This window comes from Syntrophaceae bacterium, assembly GCA_013177795.1.
Lineage (GTDB): Bacteria > Desulfobacterota > Syntrophia > Syntrophales > UBA2192 > UBA2192.
The window spans coordinates 91,845-115,112 of the sequence record JABLXY010000002.1 but is presented as its reverse complement, the minus strand read 5'-3'; the positions used below and the strand labels follow the sequence as shown (position 1 = coordinate 115,112).

The following is a 23,268-nucleotide window of genomic DNA, read 5'->3' as shown; positions in this document are numbered from 1 at the left end:
TGCCGATCCGGGATGGTCCGGCAGGGAAGCCGCCGGATCGCACCGGCTCGATAGGCAGGACATCACGTCTAAGGCCAGCGCTCCCGGGTCACCCCACGCGTCGTGCGGGAAAAGGCCCCGCTCGTGGCCGGCCCGGATCGTGATGGAGTTTCAAGGGGTTCAGTCCACCCCGTAGGAGGCGAGCTTCCTTCTCAGCGTGTTGAGGCCGATCCCCAGTAGCCTGGCCGTCCTGAGCTTGTTGCGGGTCGTTTCCTCGTAGGCCTTGAGGATGTGGGCCCGCTCCACCTCGGCCAGGGGGACGATCGGCCCGCCGCCGCCAGCCGGAACCGCCGCCTTCGGCCTGGATTTCCTCAGGTATTCCGGGAGGTGCCGCGCCGCGATCGGCCTTTGCTGCGCGAGGTTGCCCGAGGACTGGATGATCGAGCGCAGCTCCCGGACGTTTCCGGGGTAGTCGTACCCCATGAGAATCTCCAGCGCGTCTTCCTCGATATCGTGACCGGTGAGCTCCCCGCGGAACTCCCGGAGGAAGACGTTGATGAGCAGCGGGATGTCCTCCCGGCGTTCCCGCAGGGGCAGCATGGAGAGCCAGGCCCCCTTGAGACGGTAGTAGAGGTCCTTCCGGAACTGTCCCTTGGCCAGCAGCTTGTCGAGATCGGCGTTGGTGGCCGCGATGAAGCGCACGTCCACCTTGCGCGCCGTGCTGGTGCCGAGCTTGATGATCTCCCCCTCCTGGAGGGCCCGCAGGAGCTTCCCCTGGAAATCGAGGGGCAAATCCCCGATCTCGTCCATGAAGAGGGTCCCCCGGTGGGTGGACTCGAGGTAGCCCGCGCGGTCCTTCTCCGCCCCGGTAAAGGCCCCCTTGGTGTGGCCGAAGAACTCGGCATCGAAGAGGCTTCCCGTCAGGGAGGCCATGTTGATCGAGGTGAACGGGAACGACGCCCGGGGGCTCGAGCGGTGAATCGCCTTGGCGAGCAGTTCCTTGCCGGTGCCGCTCTCGCCGGTGATGAGGACGGGCACGTCGCTGGCGGCGTGCAGCTCCGCCTCCTTGAGCAGGCGCAACATCTTATCCGACCGGGTCACGATCGGCGCGAAGGCGTCCTTGTGCTTGATCTGCGGCAGGCTGCCCGTCTTGCCGACGGAGAGGACCTCCAGCAGGCGGCGCCGCTCCATCGCCCGCCGGATCTTCGAGACCAGCTCGTCGCGGGAGACGGGCTTGGTCAGGTAGTCGTAGGCGCCCTTCTGGAGGCACTCGACGGCGGTCCGGGCGTCGTTGACGGCCGTCACCATGATGCACTCCGTGTCGGGGCTGGCGCTCTTGATGATCTCCAGGAGCTGGACCCCGTTGATCCAGGGCATCGTGATGTCGATGAGCGCAACGGCGTAGCGGTCGCCCTGCTGAACGGACTGCGCCGCGACGCGGGGGTCGCTCTCCACGCGGATGTCGCGGATGCCCGAGCTGATGAGGCCCCGCTTGACGCTGTCGAGGCAATCCATTTCGTCGTCGATGACAAGAACCATTTCGCTCATGTGTCCAGACTCCTCTTTACTCGGTTGGTTTGCCCGCGCCCCGTTGATCCGTCAGGTCGGGCAGCACGACGCGGAAGGTCGTGCCCCGGCCGATCTCGCTGTCCACGGCGATGGAGCCGCCGGCGGACTCGATGAGGTTCTTCGAGATGTAGAGCCCCAGGCCCGTGCCCAGCCCCTCCGCCTTTGTCGTGAAGAAGGGGTCGAAGATGCGGGAGGCCGTCTTGCGGTCCATCCCGCAGCCGTTGTCCTCAACCTCGATGACGAGCCCCCCGCCGTTCTCCCTCCGCCGCACGGTGAGCCGGATGCGGGAATCCGGCTTGTCCGCCGCCTGGGCGGCGTTGATCAGCAGGTTGATGAGGGGCTGCTCGATGGCGTCGGGGTCGGTGACCATCCCGGGCATGTCCTGCTGCACGTCCACCTCGAAGGTCCGCACCGTTTTTCGGATCTGCGTGTGGCAGATGGCGACGGCGCGTTCCACGACCTCCGTGGGCCGGATAGGCCGGGCACCCTTGTCGTCCCGCTTGCGCGCGAATTCCTTGAGCTTGGCCACGGTGGCGTTGATCCGCGTGGAGCCGTGCTCGATGTTCTCCAGCAGCTTCAGCACGTCCTCGCGGAAATCCGCGTACGGCATGCCCTGGACCTCGTAGGCGGGGTTCTTCGCGGCGTGCTCGTCCAGGACAGGCAGGATCTCCCGGATGTAGTCGCGCAGGATCGGCATGTTGAAGCTGATGAAGTTGTTCGGGTTGTTGATCTCGTGGACGATCCCGGAGACCAGCAGCCCCAGGGAGGCGAGCTTTTCGCTCTGGATCAGCTCCCTCTCCATCAGGCGCTGCCTCGTCCGGTCGGTGATGCGGATGATGGCCATGCTGTCGCCGGCCGCCACGGCGTGAACCGGATAGACGAACACCTCCTCGTACCGGGCGGCATCCCCCTTCGTCGCCAGCTCCCAGCGGGCCGGCTCCTGCCCGGCGATGGCGGCCTGGATGAGGTTGACCTCCTCCTGGCCGTAACGCTGCCGGAAGGGCTCCACGCAGGGGGCCCCGATCATCTCCCGGTAGAGCGTGGCGCCGAGGAACTGCAGGGCCGCCCGGTTGAGCATGATGACCGTCATGTCCTCACGGACCATGAGCAGCGGGTCGGAGATGCCGTCGAAAACCGACCGGAGCGTGTTGCGGCTCTCCCGGATCTGCTGCTCCGAGCGGACGCGGTCCGTGATGTCCCGGCCCACGCCCTGGTGCTCGACAAGGGCCCCGGCCTCATCGTAGATGGCCCGGCTGGTCCACTGCAGCCAGCGCAGCGTTCCGTCGGGTGCCCCGACGCGCAGCTCCAGCTGGAAGACGGGCCGATCCGGGGCCAGGGCGCCGTAGGCCGCCCAGAGTTTCTTTCGGTCCTCGCGCGGGATCGACGGCAGGTAGCGCGACCCGAGAACCCTGTCGCGGTCCTGTCCGAAATAGCGGCAGAAGGCCTCGTTGACGAAGGAGATCGTCCCGTCGGGCCCGAAGCGGCAGATGATCTCCGTCTGGTCCTCGACGATGGCCCGGTAGAGCTGCTCGCTCTTGACGAGGGCCTCCTCGGTCTTGCGGTGCTCCTCGAGCTCGATCCGCAGCAGCATGTTGGCCACGTCGAGCTCCCGGGTCTGCTCGGCGACCTGCTTCTCGAGGTCCTGCTTGGCGAAGAGCAGGATTCGGGCGGCCTTCTTCTGCGCCGTGATGTCCAGGGCCGTGAAGACGGCCCCGGCATCCGGGCTCTTCGGATCGATCGGGGCGGCACTCAGGTGGACGTCGATGACGGCGCCGTCCTTGCGCCTCCAGCGCGTCTCGACCGATCCTCCCATCCCGGCCCTGATTCCCGCATGCAATTCCCTGCCCACCCGTTCGTACTCCTCGCGGTCGGGGTAGAGGATGCGGATGCTCTGGTTCCTGAGTTCATGGCCTTCGTGTCCCGTGAGCGCGGTCATCCCCTCGTTGACCCAGCCCAGGACCTGGCCCTTGACCATGCCCACGCCGATGGGGGCCGTGCGGAGAATGCTCGCAAGCAGGGCCTCGTTCTTCCGCAGGGCCTCCTGGGCCTGCTTGAGCTCGCTGATGTCCGTGACGATGCCCGTCGAGCCGGCGATGCGGCCGTCCCGGACGAGCGGCCTCGACCGCGTCAGCGCCGGGAAGCGGCTGCCGTCCCTGCGGAGCATCGTGTACTCCTGGTAAACAAGCGGTGTTCCTTCCCGGATCAGCTTCATGTTTCGAAGCATCAGCTCCCGGTCCTCGGGAGCAACGACGGTGCTGAAGTTGACCCCCGCCGCCACTTCCTCGGCGGAGTACCCGAACATCTCCAGTGAGGCGTTGTTGGCGTAGTGCACCAACCCATGGAAGTCCGCCTCGTAGATGCCGACGGGCAGGTGATCGGCAAGTTCCCGGTACCGGGCCTCGCTGGCACGCAGGGCGGCCTCGGCCCGTTTCTGCTCCGTGACGTCGAGGGCCGTGACGACGACCCCCTTGCTCTCGTCGCCGGGGAAGACGGGTGCCATGCTCAGCAGCACGTCGATTGTCGAGCCGTCCTTTCTCGTCCAGCGGGTCTCCGCCGTCCCGATCGCGCCGCGCTCGATGCCCCGGTAGAACTCCTCTCCCACGCGGAGGAACTCCTCGTCGCTGTCATAGAGGATCCGGGCGGAGTTCCCCACCAGCTCTTCCGCTCCGTACCCGGTCATCTCCTGGTATCGGTCGTTGACCCACTTCGGGGTGCGTCTTTCACCGAAGGAGATGCCGATCGGGGCCGCCTGGAGGATGCTTTGCAGCTTGGCCTCGTTTTCCCGCAGCGTCTGCTGGGCCTGCTTGAGTTCCGTGATATCCGTCACGACCCCCGTGGACCCCACGATGCGGCCGTCCCGGACCAGGGGCCGCGCCAGCAGCAGGCCGGGGAACCGGCTGCCGTCCTTGCGGAGAAAGGTGTACTCCGCGTTTATGACGTCCTTGCCCTGGCGGACGCCCTGCGACCGCATCACGGCAACCTCGCGCTCCTCGGGGGCGATGACCCGGAGGAAATGAATCCCCTGCCGGACCTCGTCCTCCCCGTAGCCGAAGAGCTGCATAGCCTTCGCGTTGGCGTAGGTGAAGGTGCCGCCGAAATCCGCCTCGTAGATGCCCACGGGCAGCAGATCGGCCATTTCACGGTAGCGTTCCTCGCTGGCCCGCAGGGCCTCCTCGGCCTGCCGCCGCTCCGTCACGTCACGCACGACCCCGCCCACGCCCATCCGGCCCTCGCCGAGATCGACGGGGAATTTCGTGACCTCGAGGAACCGTCCGTTGAAGTGCAGGTCCTGGGCCGTCGCGCTGCCTCCGCCGGACAGGGCGGCCAGATCCCCTTCCCGGAACATGCGTGCCGATTCCTCGGGGAAGATCTCGAAATCCGTGCGTCCCCTGACGTCCTCTTCCCGGGTGCCGCAAAGCTCGCAGCACGCACGGTTCATGAAGAGGTAGCGCAGGGCGTCGTCCTTGAGGAAGATGATGTCCCGGGACGAGTCGATGAACTGCCTGAGCCGTTTCTCGCTAAGCCGACGGGCCTCTTCCGCCTTCCTGCGTTCCGTGATGTCCCGGGAGTACTCGATCACGCCCTCGAGTGCCCCGGTGTCGTGATTGATCAAGGGGTAGCTGAACACCTCGACCCACCCCTTGTTCTCCCCGTCGGCACCCGCGATGGGATGGACCCCCGAGGCGGCCTTTCGCGTTTCGAGGGTCTTCAGGGTCTGACAGCCCGTGCAGGGCCGTCTCCTGCCGTAAAAGGCCTCGTGGCACTTCCTGCCCGCAATCGGCCTGACGTGGGGAAACCGATCTTCGACCGTCTTGTTGACGCGCAGGATCGTCATGTCGGGCGCCACCACCATGATGCCGTCCTGGATGGCGTCGAAGACCCCGGCGAGGAAGCGCTCCCGGTCGCGGAGGGCGGCATGGGTCTCCCGGAGGGCCCGCTCCCTTTCCTCGCGCTCGATGGCGGCTCCGAGGATCTCCGATGCGGCCCCGAGGGGTGCGATCTCGTCTTCACTCCACTCGGTTTCCCCCGTGTAATCGGCAAACCCGATGAAGCCCCACCAGCGCTCGCCCGACAGGATCGGGACGACGGCGATGGCCATCTGCCTGTCGAGCTCCAGTTCCCCCACGACCTGTTCGGGGAAGCTGCCGATGGACCCGTAGATGGGCCTTCCCTCGCTCTTGGCGTAGACCCACTCCGAGAAGCGGACGGCCAGTTTCGAGTTCCGCAGGAGCTTCCGCCGGCCGCGCGCCCCGCGGGCCCGGGGGGCATGCCACTCATAGCTGCGCAGAACGGCGATCTCGCCCCCACCGCCGACGCGGTTCTCGCAGAGGAAGACGTGGGAGGCGTTCATGGCGGCGCCGAAGCGCTCCAGGACCCGTTCGATCCGTTCCCGCCAGGAGTCGCTCTTCAAAAAGACCTCGGCGGCATAGGTGACGGCCTCGAGGATGGCGGCCCGTTTTTCCAGGACCTCCTGGGTGTATTTGCGGAACGTGATGTCCCGCCCCACAGACTGGTACTCCAGGACGTTGCCGCTGTCGTCGAACAGGGCCCGGTACGTCCACTGGTTCCACAGGATGTCGCCGAACGCGTTCTCCACGCGGTATTCGACGGTGTCGACGGGGCGCTCCGGCCTGAGCCCCTGCAGGCGGGAGTAGACATTCTCGCGGTCGGCCTCGGAGACGGAGAGCAGGACGTTGCGCCCCTGCAGGTCGGCTTTCTCGAGGCCGAAGTACCGGCAGTAGGCCTCGTTGACGTAGGTCAGGGTGCCGTTGGGCTTGAACCGGCAGATCAGCTCCGTCCGGTCCGACTCACCCGGCGAATCGTGCGCGTCCCCCGTCCCGGCGGCCGTGCCGGGCTTCCGGCTGATCTCGTAGAGCGCGCCCTCGGAGAACACGGGGTTGCCGTCATCGTCCCGGATGTCCTTGACGACCCGGTAGAGCCTGCGGATCCGGCCGTCGCGGCCGAGGACGGCGCAATCGCTCTCCGACGCCGATTTGACGTCCTGCCCGGCAGGCGGAACCGCGGGGGCGGGTTTCGCACGCTCCTGACGCGGGCCCGCATCGGGGCGACTGCCCGATGAACGGTTTATGGCGGGGCGCCGGGCCGGCCTGTCCGCCGAGACGGCCTTTTGCAGCCGCTTTTCGGCATCGATCAGCTTCTCGATCAGGTCCTTCTTCGAGAGTTTCTCATACTTCGGCTTTTGCATCGTTTTCGCCGTTTCCGGAGGGAAAATTCGACAACACGACGTTCGTAATGCAAAACTCGAACCGGACGGCGCGGGGAAAGAAAATTGAGGGGCCGGGCAGACGGCCGACCGGCCCGCCGGGCGCTGCCCCGCCGCGGGGCCGGCGGACCCGGAGGCCGGCGGGGATTCAGTTGGAGTGATTCAGCGCGTAGAGGTCATACCCCCGCATGAAGACCCACTCGATATCGATCTCGTCCGCAAGGCAGGGGCGGATCGACTTGCTGCGCGGCAGGACCTTGCGGAGCTCGTCGACACAGGGAAGGGACCGTTGCGGCATGGCGACCCTGATCTCGGAGGGGGTGTCCTCCAGCACGATGATCCGGTTGGCCGTGCAGTACTTCTCGCCGATGACCCCCTGCAGGTGAGGGTACAGGACGACACGGTCGAGCGATATCTCCTGGATGCCCTGATCGGTTCCTCGTCGTTCCATCTCGGCTGGACCTCCTTGTGGTTCTTGCCGGTACCATGTGCGTCCGGCCTTGCCATCCCATGAGGCACAGGGCATGCCGGACGCGGAGCAGGAGTGCCGGATCGCCGTTATGCTATTCAAATCGGGATGTTATGCAATATCATGGGCAAGACGGCCCGAACCGGCCCGGAGCCGGGGGGCGTCCCAAAACGGCCTTCGAATCGGCAATGTCTTGAATATGAAGCAGATTTTAGATTGCTCCAAAATGGGAGGGTCCGTTCCGGCGGCGGTTCCCCGCAGGAGCGCACGCAGAAAAAAAGGCCGCGGTCGGCCGCGGCCCTCTTTTCTCGCCGGATTTGATTCCCGGCCTCGCTACTTCCTGTAGGGACCCGCCTTCGGGTTGTCGAGGTGGTCTTTCAGGTTCTTCTTCCGGTCGGCAGCCTCCTTGTCGATGGCGGCCTCGCGCCTCCTCAGTTCCGACTGGTCCGTAGTTCCGAGCCGGGTCTTCGGGGGGTTGTCACGGAGACGCTCCTTCTTCTGCTCCGCCTGCCTGTCGATTTTCTGACTTTGCTGTTTGTAGCGGTCCTCGCGGTCCTTCTGGGTCCACTCCTTTTTTTCCTCGTCCTTCTTCGCCTTCTTGCTCTGGGCAAAGGCGGGGTCAGGGGCCAGGCCCGAGAACGCCGCAAAGGCAATGACCGCCGACAGGTAAATCATCCACTTCTTCATAACTCCTCCCTGCGAAGTGATAGGCGGCGCAACCGCCGCCGACCCCAACGCCAGCAAGCACCGCACCTGCGGCACGGACGAGCGCGGACGCACAACGCGGGACCCGTGATCGAGGAATAAGGAAGATGATCAGCTTCGGCAGACTCGGGGCAACGACGGCAGGGGAAAAGAAATGGTGGAGATGAGGGGGATCGAACCCCTAACCTCCGCATTGCGAACGCGGCGCTCTCCCAATTGAGCTACATCCCCACTGTTTCCCGACTGTCGGAAGGAGAACCGTTTATACACCAGCGGAAAATCCCCTGTCAAGGACTTGTTCGGGGGAATTTGGGGGCACAGAACTTGCAAAATTGCTTCTCGCTTTTCCGATTTTCTTTCACGCTCATCCTGGAAGGGGACTGACCTATGGCAAGAATCGACGACCTGTTCGCCCTGCAGCACGACCGGGGCGCCTCCGACCTTCATCTCTTCGCCGGCTCGCCCCCGGCGCTGCGCGTCCGCGGCGACATGGAAAAGATCGCCGACGAGCCCCTCGACGACGAGGAGCTGCGCGAGATGCTCTTCGAGATCCTCACCCCCAGCCAGCGCAAGGAGATCGAGGAGACGGGCGACCTGGACTTCGGCTACGAGGTCGAAGGGCTCGCCCGCTACCGCTGCAACTACTTCAAGCAGAAAAACGGCATCGGCGCCGTGTTCCGCGAAATCCCCTCCACGGTCCTCACCATCGACCAGCTGGGCCTGCCGCAGGTGCTCAAGCAGCTGGCCATGCTGCCGCGCGGCCTCGTGCTCCTGACGGGCCCCACGGGCAGCGGCAAGTCGACGACGCTGGCGGCCATCATCGAGCACGCCAACGCGAACCGCAAGTGCCACATCGTCACGATCGAGGACCCCATCGAGTTCGTGCATCACCCCAAGCAGTGCATCATCAACCACCGCGAGGTGGAGACGCACACGCAGTCCTTCGCCAAGGCGCTGAGGGCCGCCCTGCGCGAGGACCCGGACATCATCCTCGTCGGCGAAATGCGCGACCTGGAGACGACGATGCTCGCCATCGAGGCGGCCAACACGGGCCACCTGGTCCTCTCGACCATGCACACCATGGGTGCCACGCGTACGATCGACCGCATCGTCGACATGTTCCCCGCGGACCAGCAGTCCCAGATCCGGACCTCGCTGTCGGAGTCGCTCAAGGGGGTCATGTCGCAGGCCCTCTTCAAGCGCATGGACAAGCCGGGCCGGATCGCGGCCCTCGAGATCCTCCTGGTGACGCCCGCGGCGGCGAACCTGATCCGCGAGCAGAAGACCTACCAGCTCATGACGGTCATCCAGACCGGAAGGCGGATGGGGATGATCTCGCTCGACGACTCCATCGCCGACCTGCTGCAGCGGCGCCTGATCAGCCCCGAGGAAGCCTTCGAGAAGGCCGTGGAGAAGGAACGCTTTGCCAAGCTCCTCAAGGCTCCCCCTCCGGAGTTCTGAGGGCCTCGAGGATTCTCCTCGCCTCGTCCGTCCGCCCGCTGGCGCTCAGGGCCTCCGCAAGCGAAAGCTTGTAGAAGGCATTGGCAGGGTCCGTCGCGCCCGCCCGGCGGAACGCCTCGGCCGCTTCGGGGGCGCGGTGCTCTTTCATCAGCCTGTTGCCCAGCCGGAAGTAGTAGGTCCCCTCGAAGTCGGGGTTGACGCCGACGGCCTCCCCGTAGGCCTCGAAGGCCTCTTCCAGCCGCCCGAGCATCACGAGGGCATCGCCCAGGTCGCACCGGTAGAGCGGCTCTTCGCCGGAGGCCGCCGCGGCCCGGCGAAACGCGCTCTCGGCCCTGCCGTAAGCGCCTGCCAGCATGTAGGCGTGCCCCATCTTGTTGAGAAACATCCCCTCCTTGCCCGGGAAATCGTTTTCGATGGCCCGGCTGTAGGCCGCCTCCGCCTCGTCGAAGCGTCCGGCGGCGATCAGCGCCCCGCCGACGGAGGCGTGAAAGACCGACGAGTCGGGCTCCTCGGCTGCCAGCTTTTCGAAGATCCCGAGGGCGTCGGCATGTCGGCCTGCGCGCAGGTAGGCATCACCCAAAGTGTGGCGCAGGTGGACGTCCTTCTTCTGGGCGGCCACGGCCCGCTCGCAGACCTCGACGAGACGGTCGTACTGCCCCGCCTCCCGGAAGAGGCGAACGAGCTCATCGAAGGCAAACCCCGTGAAGAGCTTTCTGGACAGCTCCTTCTGGAATAGCTTTTCGAACTGGGCCACCGCCTCCTCGACTTCGCCGTTGTCCTTGAGGGCCCAGGCCAGGCACAGGACGAAGGAGTCCATGTCGGGCTTCATGCGGATGAGCTGCCGGTAGACGGCGATCGCCTCCGGGTATCGCTTCTCCTTCATGTAGAGCTGCGCCATGCGCTCGTACTGCTCGGTATTGGTCTGTTCGGTCATCTCGTCTCTCCCTTCACACACACGGTGCTGCCAAGAATACATGCCCCAAACGCATCCGCTCGATGCGGGCACGACGTTGAGAAGTTAAGAAGGTGAGAAGCTTGGATTCGGTTCCGATAACCCGCAACGTGGCTAATTCTCACAAGTTCCTCGCTTCCGTGCTTCCTGACTTCCGGCCTTTTCCGGGGGAACGTATATACCCAATCCATTGGCGATGCAATCCAGAAAAACCTGCCCGCGCAGCGGCTGATTTTACCGTTGACAACGGGCAACCGAATAACTATATAGCCATATAGCAATATGAAGGGTGCTGCCATGAAGGATTTCATCCGGGTCATGAAGGCCCTGTCGGACCCGAACCGGGTCAAGGTGGTCAAGATGCTCCAGCACAAGGAGATGTGCGTCTGCGAGATGCAGGAGGCCCTGGGCATCGCCCAGCCGACGGTCTCCAAGCATTTGAAAATCCTCGAGGATGCGGGGCTCGTGCAGTCGAGGAAAGACGGGCTCTGGGTGAATTACCGGCTGGTTGACGGTGAGGCCAACCCCTATGCCGCCGAGATGCTCAGCATGATGGGAAGATGGCTCGGCGACGACCGCGAAATCCGGCAGCTCCTCCGCCAGCTTCCCGAAATCCGACGCGAGGAAGTGAGAAAGAAGCCGGCCGTAACGGGCGGAAAGGCCCACGGCAAGGTGTAAGCGGGACGGCAAGTCCCTCCGCTGATTGAAAGGAGTTTGTCCATGCTGATGGAATTGATCATGGCAGGTCTTCTCGCCCTGGAAGACTATGTCGCAACGCACGTGCTGACCTGCCTCGTGCCGGCCTTCATGCTGGCGGGCGCCATGGTGGCCTTCATCAACCAGGAGGCGATCCTGAATTACCTGGGCGAAAAGGCCAACAAGGTGAAATCCTTTTCGCTGGCCGGCGTGGCCAGCTTCTTCGTGGCCGCATGCTCCTGCACGGTCATCCCCGTTTCGGCGGGTTTGTATTACAGCGGGGCCGCCATCGGCGTGGCCTTCATCGTGCTCTGGGTCGCCCCCTCGGCCAACATCCTCTCGCTGGTGTACACGGGAAACATCCTGGGGGGTGAGATCGTCGTGGCGCGCGTGGCGGCATCCCTGGCGATGGCCTTTGTCGTCGGTTGGGTGATGACGCTGGCCTTCCGCAACGAGGTGCGCGAGGAGATCGCCGCGGAAGGGACCCGGGAGAAGGGGGAGATCGTCTCCCGGAGGCACGTGATCCTTCTTGTTCTCATCGTCGTTTCACTGCTTGCCCCGAACTATATCGGTCAGACCGGACCCTACTGGCAAAAGGTGATCATCTGGGGCATCGCAACCGTCATCCTGTTCGCCTACGCGCTCAAGATGTTCTCGAGAGACGAGATCAAGAGCTGGCTGCGGGAGACCTGGTGGTTTGTCCGGATCATCCTGCCGCTGCTCCTGGCCGGCGTTTTCGCCGTCGGTATCATCGGGAAGCTGCTGCCGGAAGAATGGATTCGCCAATGGCTGGGCGGCAACGGGGTTTTGGCCTCTTTCATCGCCACGATGATCGGCGCAATCAGCTATTTCGCCACCATGACGGAGGCCCCCTTCGTGGACACGCTGATGAAGCTCGGCATGGGGAAGGGGCCGGCGCTGGCGCTCCTGCTCACGGGGCCGGGCCTGAGCCTCCCGAACTGGATCGCCATCGCGCGGGTCTTCGGCCTCAAGAAGTCCGTCGTCTACGTCATCACGATCGTCATCCTCGGGACCCTTGTCGGATGGTTCTTTGGAAACTACATTCTCTAGTAGGAGGTGCCTGTCATGAAAATCCAGGTCGCCGGCCCGGGCTGCGCCCGTTGTGATGCCACGGAGAAAAACGTTCTCGAGGCATGCAGACAGCTGGGTCTCGACGCCGAGGTCACCCACGTCCGCGACATGCTCCAGATCGCCAAGCTCGGCGTCAGGATGACCCCGGCCGTCGTGGTGGACGGGAAAGTGGTCGTCGCAGGGAAGATCCCGTCGGTGGACGACCTCAAGCAGCTTCTTTCCGGCGTGCAATGACCCGATTCAGCCGTGCCTCGATGCCGGGAAGCCCGGCGGCTTGCCCACACCGGCACGACGGCATGGAATCGGGGGAAAAGACCTTGGGCACTCGGCATGACGCATCATCATGACCATCAGGGTTCCCCTGAGCTCTCCTGGGGCCGGCGGCTGATCGCCACCATGATCATGAACCTGATCATCCCGGCCGTCCAGATCGCCGGGGGGATCCTCAGCGGCAGCCTGGCCCTGGTGAGCGACGCGCTGCACAACCTGATGGACTTCGTCGCCGTGCTGATCAGCTACGCGGCCCTGCGCATCGGGCGGCGCGGCCCGTCGCTGGAGCAGACCTTCGGCTACAGGCGCCTGGAGGTGCTGGGCGCCGTGCTGAACGTGGCGCTGCTCTTCGGCGCCGGCTTCTACATCCTGGTCGAGAGCTGGGGCCGGTGGCAGGCCCCCAGGCCCATCGAGGGCGCCATCGTCATCGGGGCGGCGCTGATCGGGTTTGCGGCCAACTTGGTTGCGACCCTGCTGCTGCGTTCGGGCGCACGGGAGAACCTCAACATGCGCGGGGCCTTCCTGCACATGCTGACCGATGCCCTCACGTCCCTCGGGGTTGCCGTCCTGGGGGTCATCTGGCTCTATCGGCCGTGGTACTGGCTCGACCCGGTCGTCTCGACGCTGATCGTCGGCATGATCCTCTACAGCGGGTGGGATATCCTCAAGGAGGCCCTCGGCATCCTGATGAACGCGACGCCCCCGGGCATCGACCTGCTCAGCATCAAGCGCGAGGTGGAGTCGCTGGAGGGCATCGAGGAGATGCACCACCTGCACGTCTGGAGCATGTCCTCGGGGCAGGTTGCGCTGGCGGCGCATGTGCAGGTGAAGGACCAGATGCTGAGCCAGGTGGACGATCTGGCGGACCGGGTGCGGGAGAGGCTCCTGCATCGCTTTGGGATTCAGCACCCCGTGCTGCAGTTCGAGACGCGGGCCTGCAAGGGAACGGGGCTTCTGTGCTGCGACCTCCACGATCGGCCCCGTCATCCGCTGGACGCAGGGAGGGCGGACGAGGGCAAGGAAGGACATGGCTGAAAAGGACATCACGCAGATCGTCGTCAACGGAAACCGCATCGGCATCGTGGGGCTCAGGGCCGCCGCGGAGGCGATGGGGGAACCCTGGACCACAAAGGGCGACGATGCGATCCGGGCCGAACTGCTCCGCCGCCTGTCGGAGGCCAACTACATCCCGCGAAAGCTGATGGACGACTACGGCCGGGCCCTGCTGCGGGAGTACAGGAAAATCCGCGGCATGCCCGTCGATGAGGCCGAAGAGACCCCGGATGGCCTGGAGATCCGCATCCTGGGCCCCGGCTGCGCCCGCTGCGACCTGATGACGAAGGAGGTCATCGCAGCACTCTCCGAGATGGGCGTGGCGGCGGGCGTCGAGCACGTGACGGACATCCGGGAAATCGTCAAATACCGGGTCATGGGCTCGCCCGCCCTCGTCATCAACGGCAGGGTCGTCTCGGTGGGCCAGGTCCCCGACCGCGGGACGATCAAGAAGCGGGTCACCGAAGCCGCGGCGAAGGGGCGCGGCGGCAGTGAGGAAAAGCCGTTTCGCGACAGGGGCCGGTGAACCGACTCCGCCCCGATTGACGCCCGGGGCGGAGAGTTCGTTTCGTTTTGAAAGGAGGAGATTGCATGTCTTTCAAGTCCATGGGGTTCATCGGAGGCGGGAGGATCACGCGGATCATTCTCGAGGCATGGAATCGAAAAAGGATGCTCCCGGCAAGCGTCATCGTCAGCGACACGAGCGCCGAGGTCCTGCAGAAGCTCAAGGAGAAATTCCCGAAGATCCAGACCGTCCAGGGCGACAACGCGAAGGCGGCGGGCCAGGACCTGGTCTTCCTCGCCCTGCATCCGCCTGCCGTCGGGGGCGGGATCGCGGAGATCAGGGCAACGCTCAAGCCCGGGGCCGTTCTCGTCTCCCTCGCACCCCGGTTCACAATCAAGGCCCTTTCCGAGGGGCTCGGGGGATTCGACCGGATCGTGCGGATGATCCCCAATGCCCCGTCCATCGTGGGCGAGGGCTACAACCCCGTCGCCTTCGGCCCGGGCATTTCGAAACAGGAAAAAGAGGACCTCTCGAAGCTCTTCAAGAAGCTGGGCGACTGCCCGGAGGTGGACGAGGAAAAGCTCGAGGCCTACGCCATCATCACGGCGATGGGCCCCACCTACCTGTGGTTCCAGCTCTTCGAGCTCTACGAGCTGGGCAAGTCCTTCGGCCTCACCGACAAGCAGGCCTGGAAGGGGATCAAGAAGATGCTCAAGGGCGCCGTCGAGACCGTCGACGAGTCGGGCCTCACGCCCGAGGAGGTGATGGATCTCGTCCCCGTCAGGCCCCTGGGGGATGACGAGGCCGTGATCCGCAACGCCTACCGGACGAGGCTCACGGGTCTCTACCAGAAGCTCAAGGGATAGGTACCCCGTGAATTCCAATGCGTGTTCGAACAGGGCTCCTTCCGCGAAGAGACGGTTTTCGACCGCTCGAATGTTCGCTCCACTGCAGGCGCAAAAACTCGACCTTCAGTCTCAAACAGTTTGCGCTGCGGCCGTTTCGCTTCGCGAAGAGCGGGTACCGAAAACGCGTCTCACTTCGCTATCAAGAATCCTGTGCAATCAATCACCCGTGAATGAACGAAAGGAACTTTTCATGCAAAAAAAGAAGGTGCTCTTCGTCTGCATCCACAACAGCGCCCGCAGCCAGATGGCCGAGGCCTGGATGAACCATCTCTGCGGCGATCGCTTCGAGGCCGAAAGCGCGGGACTCGAGCCGGGGACCCTGAACCCGCTGGCCGTGGCCGTCATGAAGGAGGTCGGGATCGACATCACCGGGAAATCGACGCGGAGCGTGTTCGACGTGTTGAAGGCGGGGACCCTCTTTTCCCACGTCATCACCGTCTGCGACGAGTCGGCGGCCGAGGCCTGTCCCATCTTCCCGGGTCCGGCCAAGCGCGTCCACATGGGCTTCACCGACCCGGCCCGCGTGGAGGGGACAGAGGAGGAAAAACTCGCCCGGGTCCGGGTCATCCGGGATTCGATCCGCGAGGCCGTCGAGGAATTCTGCAGGCGGGAGGCCGGCCCGCGGGCGGGCTGACTGCGAGGGGAAGAAACCGGAAACCGACAGGGGGTGTGCGATGAAAGAGAGCCAGGGAGCGGTGCGGATCGAGATCCTGGACCCGCAGGGACTGCAGGGGGAGCAGCTGGAGCGTGACGTGCGTCAGCTCCTCGACGAGATGAAGATCCAGGGGCAGATCACCCGTGTGACGGAGGCCGGCCGGATCGAATCCTACGGGCTGCCTGCCACCGCGGGATTCGTCCTCAACGGCCGGATCGTTTCCGCGGGCAGCCTGCCCGACCGCATGCGCGTCAGGCAGCTTCTGCGGGATCTGATCGCGTCCGGGGAGTGCAAGGCCGGAGCCTGACGGGGCGCGCCCCCGGCGCGGATGCGGCTGCGGGACTGCTCGGCACGGCACTGCACGCAAAAGAGAGCGTCTGAAACACCGAATCCGGAAACGGGGCGGCGGGTGCATGGAGCGCCGCTCGGGAAACGGGGAGCATCATGAACGCGCTGGTCATCATGGCAATCGGTCTTCTGGTCCTCTCCCTGGTTTCCGGGATGCTGGGCCTCGGGGTGGCCTTCTCCGCCGTGCCGTTCCTGGGGCTTTTCCTGCCGGATCTCGTCCACCAGGTTCAGCCCCTGAGCCTTCTGCTCAACGGCATCACGGCCCTCTTCGCCGTCTTCGGGTTTGCCCGGAGCGGGCTCGTGGACTGGCGAAAGGCGGTCACGCTGGCCGTGATCACCACCCTGACGGCCCCGGCCGGCGCCTGGCTCGTCCAGTACGTGGACCAGGTGTACGTGTGGTTTGCCTATCTTGCATCGGTTCTCTACCTCTCGTACCGTCTTTTCCGGCCCGTGCAGGAGCGGCCGGGGCAGGAGAACTTCCGCCTCGCCCTCATCCTCGCCGTGCCCATCTCGGTGCTGAGCGGTTTCCTGGGCATCGGGCCGGGCTTTCTCCTGATGCCGACGTTGATCCTCGTGGGCTTCAACACCAAGATGGCCGCCGGGATCAACGCCTTCGCCGTCTGCCCGCCCTCGTTTTCGTCGCTCATCCCTCACATCGGGACGGCTCAATGGGACTTCAATCTGACCGTCACGCTGCTGATCGTCGGCGCGGCAGGCTCCTTCGTCGGCGCGAGGCTGACGAGCCTCTATGTGCCCGGCGGGCGTCTCAAGCAGCTCTTCGGCGTGCTGATCGTCATCATGACGGCCTACAAGATAGCCACCCTGTTCGGGTAAAGCCGCAGGCCCGTTCAGGGTACCTGGAATGAACGCGGCAGGGCCTCATATCCCCTTCCCTTGCGGATAGATAATATCCAGATGGACACTGGGAAGCGGATACCATGTATCCATTTCATCGGCCGCAGCGAGTTTCCTCCACAGTGAGAGTTCTGATTACATCAATATTATCAAGATGTTAATATGAAGCAGGCCTGATGGCACATCTTGTGTACCAAGCGGGGGTCAAATACACACCCGGAAGAAAAAAGGAGTTCACGTCATGAGAAGAGCATTCGCAGTTGCAGCGGTCCTCTCATGGTGGCTGCACTGGCAGCAATTTACCCTGCCCATGCCGCAAAAGGCTGCCCCGGAGGCAGTATGGGCTATGGCGGAGGATACTGCGGCGCGGCTCTACTGAACCAGCCGGGCCTGAACCTGACCGCGGAGCAGATCTCGAAGATCCGGGCCATGGACGAACAGTTCGTACGGGAGACCAAGCCCCTCCAGGACAAGCTCTGCAGCAACAGCAGTGACCTGAAACGCCTCTGGATGCAGCGCACGCCCGATCAGCAGAAGATCAGCGCCCGGCAGGCCGAGATCCGGGCGCTGAGGGATCGGCTGCAGGACAAGGCGACAGCCCATCGGCTGTCGGTCCTCAACGTGTTGACCCCGGAGCAGCGGGACAAGGTGCAGATGTACGGCGGGCCGGGGACGCACCGCCGGGCAGCCTGGCGATAGGCAAATCAGCCACAGCGAATTCGGATGCGAGGCAAGGCATGGCCGGTCATCGCGGAAGAAGCGGTGATGACCGGCCCTTGCCGGGGGCCATTGCGTGACGGGCAGGCGAGAAGAGAAACACCGCCGTGCAGAAGGCGGCGAAAACCACAGGAAGAAAGGAGAACGGACATGAAGAAAACGTACGTTGTATTGCTTGCGGCAGTCCTGGTTGTCGGACTCACGGCCGCCACGGCCTCGAGCGCGCCGTGGAAGGGGTACCGCGGCAGCGGCGGCTGGGGGACTGGTACGCCCTACAACCAGATGTACAACCCGGCCAATGTGGAGACCCTGTCGGGCGAGGTGGTCAGTATCGACAAGACAGTCCCCATGAAGCGGATGGATTACGGCGTTGCCCTCGTCGTCAAGACGGAGAAGGAAACGATCCCCGTCCACCTGGGGCCGGGCTGGTTCATCGAGCGCATCGAAAAGCCCTTCGCCGTCGGCGACAAGGTGGAGGTCAAGGGCGTGCGGGGTACCTTCCTCGGCAAGCCCGCCATCATGGCGGCGGAGGTCAAGCGCGGAGCGGACGTGCTGGTGCTCCGCGACGCGAACGGTGTTCCCGCGTGGGCGGGCTGGGGCTGGAAACGCTAGGGGCATCCGGGGACCCGGTGTCTTTTCGGAGCCGGGTCCCTTTTCATGACCGGCCGCATCACCACGAACAGCGGAAATCGCAGACAAGATGTTTCGGAAGAGCCTGCATGGAATTTCTCTCCTTCACTTCGCCTGGCCGATCCCGGTCGTGCTGGTTCTGAACGCGATTCTGCCGTCCCTGATCGGCGAGTTCACCTTTGTCAGCGGTGCCGCCGCTTTCTGGAAGGTCCCGGTCCGCTATCTTCGCCTCAGTCTTTTTCTTGTTGTGCCCCTCCTGATTCTTCCCCCCTTCTGCCCGCTCATGCGGCGGCTGCTGACCCGGGGGGACCGGGAACTGGTTCAAGTTGAAAAAGCCAGGGACCCCTGGCCCGTCAATCTCTGGTTCCTGCGCCCGCTGCAGGGGACCGGCCTCGCGCTGCTCTTCGGCACGAAGTTCATCGGGATGGTCCAGGAATACACGGGCACGTCCCTGGGCAAAGCCGCGATCCTGCCGCCATCGCAATTCTCGCCGGGCCGGTTTCTCGTCTCCACGGCCATCGTCGTAGCGGTCTCCCTCCTCCTGTCGTTTCTCTGGTCCCTCGACGATCTGGGCGTCAGGCACCGGAACAGGAAGACGGGGGAGGTAAAGATGGTCGGGAAGTATGTCGGGATGCTTTTGCCGGTCCTCTTCGGTTTCGGCGGCATCTTCGGAATCCTGCGAGACACTCCGTGGCCTCTCGCAGCATACTATGCCGTGCAGATGACCGTCGTTCTGTATCCGCCGTTTGCGACCCTTGCCGTCTGCCACGCGCTGTACCTGCGAAAGAAAGGCCCCCTGCTGCTGCAGCGCATTCAGTCGACTCCGGCCGACGCAGCATGAAGCGCCATTCCGGCATGATTTTCTGCGGATGACAGGCCTTCGAGGATTTCCACAACCGTCTGCACACAGGGCGCGCACACGTTCTTGAGCATCTCCTGCTCCCTGAACCGCCTCTGGCCTGCTTGCGTCGAGAGGTCGCAGCCGCTGAGCAGGGCCCGGCAGATGCAGCTGCCATGCCTTTCGGCAAAGCGATCCATCAGGTCCCTCGTCTTCGCATAGGTCATGTCCATTGCCGAGCGCTCATCGCTGCTCCCGCGGCCATGCCTCAACCCCAGGACGAGGATCCCTCCCGTGACGGCGCCGCAGACTTCCTGTTTGCGTCCCATGCCCGCACCCAGGCCGCAGGCGATCTTCAGGGCCGTGTCCGCGTCCAGGGCACTCTCGTCCAAGAACGCATACAGAACGGACTGCGCGCAGTTGTACCCGCTCGTGAACATTTCTACGGCGATGTCGGTCCTGCTCGGCACGGCTGCTCCTTGCGATGCTTCCGAGACGCTTCCGACTTGCATGCCCGAGGCAGACGGCCGTCACGACGGGGTGTGAGGCTTGGTTCCCGAGACCCTGACGCTGAGGACCGTCTCTGCGGCCTGCCGCGCCAGCTCTTCCACGGGGAGACTGAGGGATTCGGAGAGCCCCGAAAGCATGGGGTCCGTCGTGACGCAGTCCACGGGAAAGGGCGCCTCGTCATGGACCGTGACGTTCTCGAAGCCCGCCTGCCGCATGACCTCCAGGTAGTCCTCCTTGAGAGAGGCGCCCGCAACACAGCCGACGTAGGCCGCAACGGAGTTCTTCAGGGCATCCGGCAGCGGCCTCGCCAGCACGATGTCGGAGACCATGAGACGGCCCCCCGGTTTCAGGACCCGGAAGGCCTCGCGGAATACGCGGCCCTTGTCGGGGGCCAGGTTGATGACGCAGTTGGAGATGATGACGTCGACGCTGCCGTCTTCTACGGGGAGGTGCTCAATGTCCCCCAGCCGGAACTCGACGTTCGCGAAGCCGTCCTTCCGGGCGTTCTCCGTCGCCCGTTCGACCATCTCGGGGGTCATGTCGACGCCGATGACCCTGCCCGTCTTGCCCACCCGTCCGGCAGCCAGGAAGCAGTCGAAGCCGGCCCCGCTGCCCAGGTCGAGGACCGTCTCGCCTTCCTGCAATGACGCCAGGGCGATGGGGTTGCCGCAGCCCAGGCCCAAGTTCGCCCCCTCGGGGACCGCCGCGATATCCGACTCGGCATAGCCGATCTTCCTGCCGATTTCCGTGAGGGCAGGCCCCCCGCAGCACGAAGCCGACGGGCAGCACGAGCCGGACGCGGCGGCAATGCTCCCGTACTTTTCGCGCACGATGCTCTTGATGTCCTTTTCGTCCATATCATCCTCCGATGCGTGTCAGCGGGTCATCATGATGGGTTCGAGGAAGTCCTTCACCCTGTCGGCCAGGAAGTCCGCCCTGACAAGGGTAAAGCAGCAGATCTGCCCGTCCTTCTCCCAGCTGATGAGGGCGAACTTGTCGCCCGTCGCGATTCCCGCCCGCTCACGCAGCTCCTTGGGCAGGACCATCTGGCCCCGCTCGTCGACGCTGATGAGCGACTCCATGCGGCAGCGGGCCTTGAAGTCGCCCGGCGCGGAACAGCAGGCCTCGTCTTTTTTGCCTTTCGCCATGGGGCAGAACCTCGAATTCTGTGAATTATGATATATCAGATGAATCGGAATTATCTGATTCTACGGATGCTGTCAAGAATTTTCTCCGGTGGTCCAAGGGGGCGACAAGCGGGGCCGTCAGGGCACGCATCCCCTTCCGGCACCGGGACGCAAAAGACCCGGGGATGTTGTCTCCCCGGGTCTTGCGCGGCACCTCGTTCCTTTCAGGAGGCCGATTGGACGGCGCGGTCGGCCTGGCGCGCGGCAATGAGGACGGGGTCCCAGGCATTCGAAAAGGGAGGGGCGTAACTGAGGTCGAGGTTGATCATGTCCTGGACGGTCATGCCGGCATGCAGGGCCGTGGCAAAGATGTCGATCCGCTTGGCCGCCCCCTCGATGCCGATGATCTGGGCACCCAACAGCCGGCCGGAGCCCCTCTCAGCCAGAACCTTCACCGTGATGGGTCCCGCCTGCGGGTAGTAGCCCGCCCGCGTCGTGCTCTTGATCGTGGCCGCGGCGAACTCCAGCCCCATGTCCCGGATCTCGCGCTCCTGAAGACCCGTCCGGGCGACCTCCCACCGGCAGATCTTGCTCACGGCGGTTCCCACGACACCCGGAAAGGTGGCGTAGCCGCCGCCGAGGTTGATCCCGGCCACGCGGCCCTGCTTGTTGGCGATCGTACCCAGGGCGATGTGCACGGGCCTGCGGCTCACGAGATGAAAGGACTCGGCGCAGTCGCCCGCCGCCCAGATGCCCGGGGCACCGGTCTGCATGCGGTCGTTGACGCGGATGGCACCGCGCACCCCCAAGGGGACCCCGGCCCTCTGCGCCAGCGCGGTGTTGGGCCGGACGCCGAGCCCGAGGATGACGATGTCCGCGGGCAGGGTCCTCCGGTCGGTCACGACGGCCTGCACGCGGCCGTCGGCCACCTCGAAGGCCTCGAGCGACTCGCCGCGGTAGAGCTGCACGCCGACCTCGGCGACGGCGTCGGAGACGAGGGCCCCCATGTCCGGGTCGAGGGTCCCCATGACCTGCTCCGCCCGCTCCACGAGGGAAACCTCCAGCCCCCGGAGGATGAGCGCCTCGGCCATCTCGAGGCCGATGTAGCCGCCGCCCACGATGACGGCTCTCGCCGGCTTTTCCTCGTCCAGCACGCGGCGCACCGTGATGCCGCTCTGGAGCGAGTGCAGGCCGAAGACCCCCTTGGCCTCCCAGCCCGGGACCTTCGGGCAGAACGGCATTGCGCCCGTTGCAATGAGGAGGCTGTCGTAGGGCTCCCACCAGCCCTTTTTGCTCTGGAGGTCCTTCACCAGCACCCGCCGGTTCTTCGGGTCGATCTCCTCGACCTCGTGGTGAACGCGGGCGTCGATGCCGTACTCCGCCTTGAATGTCTCGGGCGTGACGGCGATGAGCTTGCTGAGGTCGTCGACAACCCTGCCGACGTAGTAGGGGATGCTTCAGGCCGAGTAGGAGGTGTGCGGGCCCTTCTCAAAGGCAATCACATCCAGGTTCTTGTTCAGCCGCTTCGCCTGGGCGGCGGCGCTCATTCCCGCGGCGTCCCCGCCGATGACCACGAGTCGCTCCTTCGCCATAATAGAGGACCTCCCGCAACGGATGATGATGGAATCCTAGCACAAAACGCCCGGCGGGGGGAACGGATTCCCGCGGTTGCGCGCCGATCAAACGTCGAGATGGAAAAAGAGACGGGCGAAATAGCTGATCCCGAAGGTCAGCGCGGCGACGCCGAGACTGATGGCGGCCATCTCGGAAAAGCGCTTCCGGAAGGGGATGTCCTGGGCGACGGACACGTAGGACGTGAACATCAGGATCACCAGCAGCGCATTCGCCAGCGTGCATGCGAGACTGAGATAGGGGTTGTCCAGCACGAGATACGGCAGGAGCAGGAACAGGACCGTGCCGAGGTAGGTCACGCCCGTGTAGATCGCCGCCCGCAGGGGATGTAGCACCTCGCCCTCGGACTTGATGGAAAGGTACTCCGATGCGGACATCGAAAAAGCCCCGGCGACGCCCGTGATGAAGCCCGCCAGGGCAATGAGCCGGATTTCCCCCAGGGCCAGGGTGAACCCCGCCAGGGCGCCCGTGAGCTCCACGAGGGCGTCGTTGAGCCCCAGGACGATGGAGCCGACGTACTTGAGCTTCTCGTCGTCGATGATCCCGATCAGCCGCTCCTCGTGGTCGGCCTCTTCCCCGGATACCCGGTCGAGGCCGGCAACGGCGCCCGACAGCTCGGCGTAGGCCGCCGCCGCGCCGCCTTCGCCCTTCTCCATGAGCTTGAGCCCGAAGGTGAGGCCCAGGAACCGCGCAACCAGGTAAAAGAGCCAGACCTTCCACCGGACGGGGGCGACGTCCGTCCCGGTCAGGTCCCGCAGGAAGTTGTAATGGGCCCGTTCGCAGTCCCCGATGTCCCGCAGGATCCGGGCGTTCTGCTCCTTCTGCGCAAGCGCCGCGAGCCGGTGGTAGACGTGAAATTCCGTGATCTCGTTTCTCTGGGCCTCCAGGATCCGTTCCCGGACGTCGGCCGGCAGCGTGCCGTGTTTCATGCTCTCCCCCACGACGGAGTCCCGCTCCGCCCGTTGCGGGCGCGGGGGGCAACCCCTCCGCGGCGGGACCTTGACCGCGGATTATAGGGTCTTTGCAGGGGGATTGCAATCCGGGAAAGGCGGAGAGAACGTCCGTGAAGGCGG

At 64.8% G+C, this 23,268-nt stretch carries 23 protein-coding genes and 1 tRNA gene; 13 read left to right on the top strand and 11 right to left on the bottom strand.

Features of this window, described 5'->3' with window-relative positions; genetic code table 11:
- Positions 1-159: 159 nt before the first annotated feature.
- The 5 genes from HPY67_05375 to HPY67_05355 all read right to left on the bottom strand — a co-directional run bounded on the left by HPY67_05375 (position 160) and on the right by HPY67_05355 (position 8,177).
- Entirely contained in the window at positions 160-1,527 is a 1,368-nt protein-coding gene (locus HPY67_05375) for a sigma-54-dependent Fis family transcriptional regulator (GenBank protein NPV04147.1), read from the bottom strand.
- 16 nt (positions 1,528-1,543) lie between these two features.
- Entirely contained in the window at positions 1,544-6,754 is a 5,211-nt protein-coding gene (locus tag HPY67_05370) for a PAS domain S-box protein (protein ID NPV04146.1), read from the bottom strand.
- Between the two features lie 166 nt (positions 6,755-6,920).
- Entirely contained in the window at positions 6,921-7,223 is a 303-nt protein-coding gene (locus HPY67_05365; protein ID NPV04145.1) for a hypothetical protein, read from the bottom strand.
- A gap of 351 nt (positions 7,224-7,574) precedes the next feature.
- Entirely contained in the window at positions 7,575-7,928 is a 354-nt protein-coding gene (locus HPY67_05360) for a hypothetical protein (GenBank protein ID NPV04144.1), read from the bottom strand.
- A 173-nt stretch (positions 7,929-8,101) separates the two neighbouring features.
- Positions 8,102-8,177 (bottom strand) — tRNA-Ala (locus tag HPY67_05355).
- Positions 8,178-8,333: 156 nt separating this feature from the next.
- Here HPY67_05355 and HPY67_05350 point away from each other — a divergent pair.
- Entirely contained in the window at positions 8,334-9,407 is a 1,074-nt protein-coding gene (locus HPY67_05350) for a type IV pilus twitching motility protein PilT (GenBank protein NPV04143.1), read from the top strand.
- Here HPY67_05350 and HPY67_05345 read toward each other — a convergent pair.
- Complete coding sequence (locus HPY67_05345) at positions 9,382-10,341, bottom strand: tetratricopeptide repeat protein (protein ID NPV04142.1); 960 nt, start codon at positions 10,339-10,341, stop codon at positions 9,382-9,384. The genes HPY67_05350 and HPY67_05345 overlap by 26 nt on opposite strands.
- 315 nt (positions 10,342-10,656) lie before the next feature.
- Between HPY67_05345 and HPY67_05340 the strand changes: the two genes are divergently transcribed.
- The 12 genes from HPY67_05340 to HPY67_05285 all read left to right on the top strand — a co-directional run bounded on the left by HPY67_05340 (position 10,657) and on the right by HPY67_05285 (position 18,929).
- On the top strand, positions 10,657-11,037 hold the full coding sequence (locus HPY67_05340; GenBank protein NPV04141.1) for a winged helix-turn-helix transcriptional regulator: 381 nt from the start codon (positions 10,657-10,659) through the stop codon (positions 11,035-11,037).
- 45 nt (positions 11,038-11,082) lie between these two features.
- A complete protein-coding gene (locus tag HPY67_05335; protein ID NPV04140.1) occupies positions 11,083-12,126 on the top strand; it encodes a permease in 1,044 nt (347 codons plus the stop codon).
- 15 nt (positions 12,127-12,141) lie between these two features.
- Positions 12,142-12,381 (top strand): thioredoxin family protein, encoded by a 240-nt coding sequence (locus HPY67_05330; protein ID NPV04139.1) that lies wholly within the window; start codon positions 12,142-12,144, stop codon positions 12,379-12,381.
- 96 nt (positions 12,382-12,477) lie between these two features.
- Entirely contained in the window at positions 12,478-13,452 is a 975-nt protein-coding gene (locus tag HPY67_05325) for a cation transporter (GenBank protein ID NPV04138.1), read from the top strand.
- Positions 13,453-13,705: 253 nt separating this feature from the next.
- Positions 13,706-13,996, top strand: coding sequence for a thioredoxin family protein (locus HPY67_05320; protein ID NPV04137.1), 291 nt, complete (start codon positions 13,706-13,708; stop codon positions 13,994-13,996).
- Positions 13,997-14,061: 65 nt separating this feature from the next.
- A complete protein-coding gene (locus HPY67_05315) occupies positions 14,062-14,841 on the top strand; it encodes an NAD(P)-binding domain-containing protein (protein NPV04136.1) in 780 nt (259 codons plus the stop codon).
- 232 nt (positions 14,842-15,073) lie between these two features.
- Positions 15,074-15,517, top strand: a complete 444-nt coding sequence (locus HPY67_05310) for an arsenate reductase ArsC (protein ID NPV04135.1) — start codon at positions 15,074-15,076, stop codon at positions 15,515-15,517.
- A gap of 40 nt (positions 15,518-15,557) precedes the next feature.
- Entirely contained in the window at positions 15,558-15,845 is a 288-nt protein-coding gene (locus HPY67_05305) for a thioredoxin family protein (protein ID NPV04134.1), read from the top strand.
- Between the two features lie 137 nt (positions 15,846-15,982).
- A complete protein-coding gene (locus tag HPY67_05300; GenBank protein NPV04133.1) occupies positions 15,983-16,720 on the top strand; it encodes a sulfite exporter TauE/SafE family protein in 738 nt (245 codons plus the stop codon).
- A gap of 297 nt (positions 16,721-17,017) precedes the next feature.
- The gene (locus tag HPY67_05295; GenBank protein ID NPV04132.1) at positions 17,018-17,440 is read left to right on the top strand and encodes a periplasmic heavy metal sensor; all 423 of its coding nucleotides are present in this window, start codon (positions 17,018-17,020) and stop codon (positions 17,438-17,440) included.
- A gap of 168 nt (positions 17,441-17,608) precedes the next feature.
- Positions 17,609-18,070 carry a DNA-binding protein gene (locus tag HPY67_05290; GenBank protein ID NPV04131.1) on the top strand — a complete coding sequence of 154 codons (462 nt, stop codon included), beginning with the start codon at positions 17,609-17,611 and terminating at the stop codon, positions 18,068-18,070.
- A 148-nt stretch (positions 18,071-18,218) separates the two neighbouring features.
- A complete protein-coding gene (locus tag HPY67_05285) occupies positions 18,219-18,929 on the top strand; it encodes a hypothetical protein (GenBank protein ID NPV04130.1) in 711 nt (236 codons plus the stop codon).
- Here HPY67_05285 and HPY67_05280 read toward each other — a convergent pair.
- From HPY67_05280 to HPY67_05260, 5 genes are all read right to left on the bottom strand, one after another.
- Complete coding sequence (locus tag HPY67_05280) at positions 18,902-19,396, bottom strand: C_GCAxxG_C_C family protein (protein NPV04129.1); 495 nt, start codon at positions 19,394-19,396, stop codon at positions 18,902-18,904. The genes HPY67_05285 and HPY67_05280 overlap by 28 nt on opposite strands.
- A gap of 60 nt (positions 19,397-19,456) precedes the next feature.
- A complete protein-coding gene (locus HPY67_05275; protein NPV04128.1) occupies positions 19,457-20,293 on the bottom strand; it encodes an arsenite methyltransferase in 837 nt (278 codons plus the stop codon).
- Positions 20,294-20,311: 18 nt separating this feature from the next.
- Positions 20,312-20,584 carry an AbrB/MazE/SpoVT family DNA-binding domain-containing protein gene (locus HPY67_05270; protein NPV04127.1) on the bottom strand — a complete coding sequence of 91 codons (273 nt, stop codon included), beginning with the start codon at positions 20,582-20,584 and terminating at the stop codon, positions 20,312-20,314.
- A gap of 203 nt (positions 20,585-20,787) precedes the next feature.
- On the bottom strand, positions 20,788-22,155 hold the full coding sequence (locus tag HPY67_05265) for an FAD-dependent oxidoreductase (protein NPV04126.1): 1,368 nt from the start codon (positions 22,153-22,155) through the stop codon (positions 20,788-20,790).
- Between the two features lie 87 nt (positions 22,156-22,242).
- Positions 22,243-23,124 (bottom strand): rubrerythrin family protein, encoded by an 882-nt coding sequence (locus HPY67_05260; GenBank protein NPV04125.1) that lies wholly within the window; start codon positions 23,122-23,124, stop codon positions 22,243-22,245.
- Positions 23,125-23,268 lie beyond the last annotated feature (144 nt).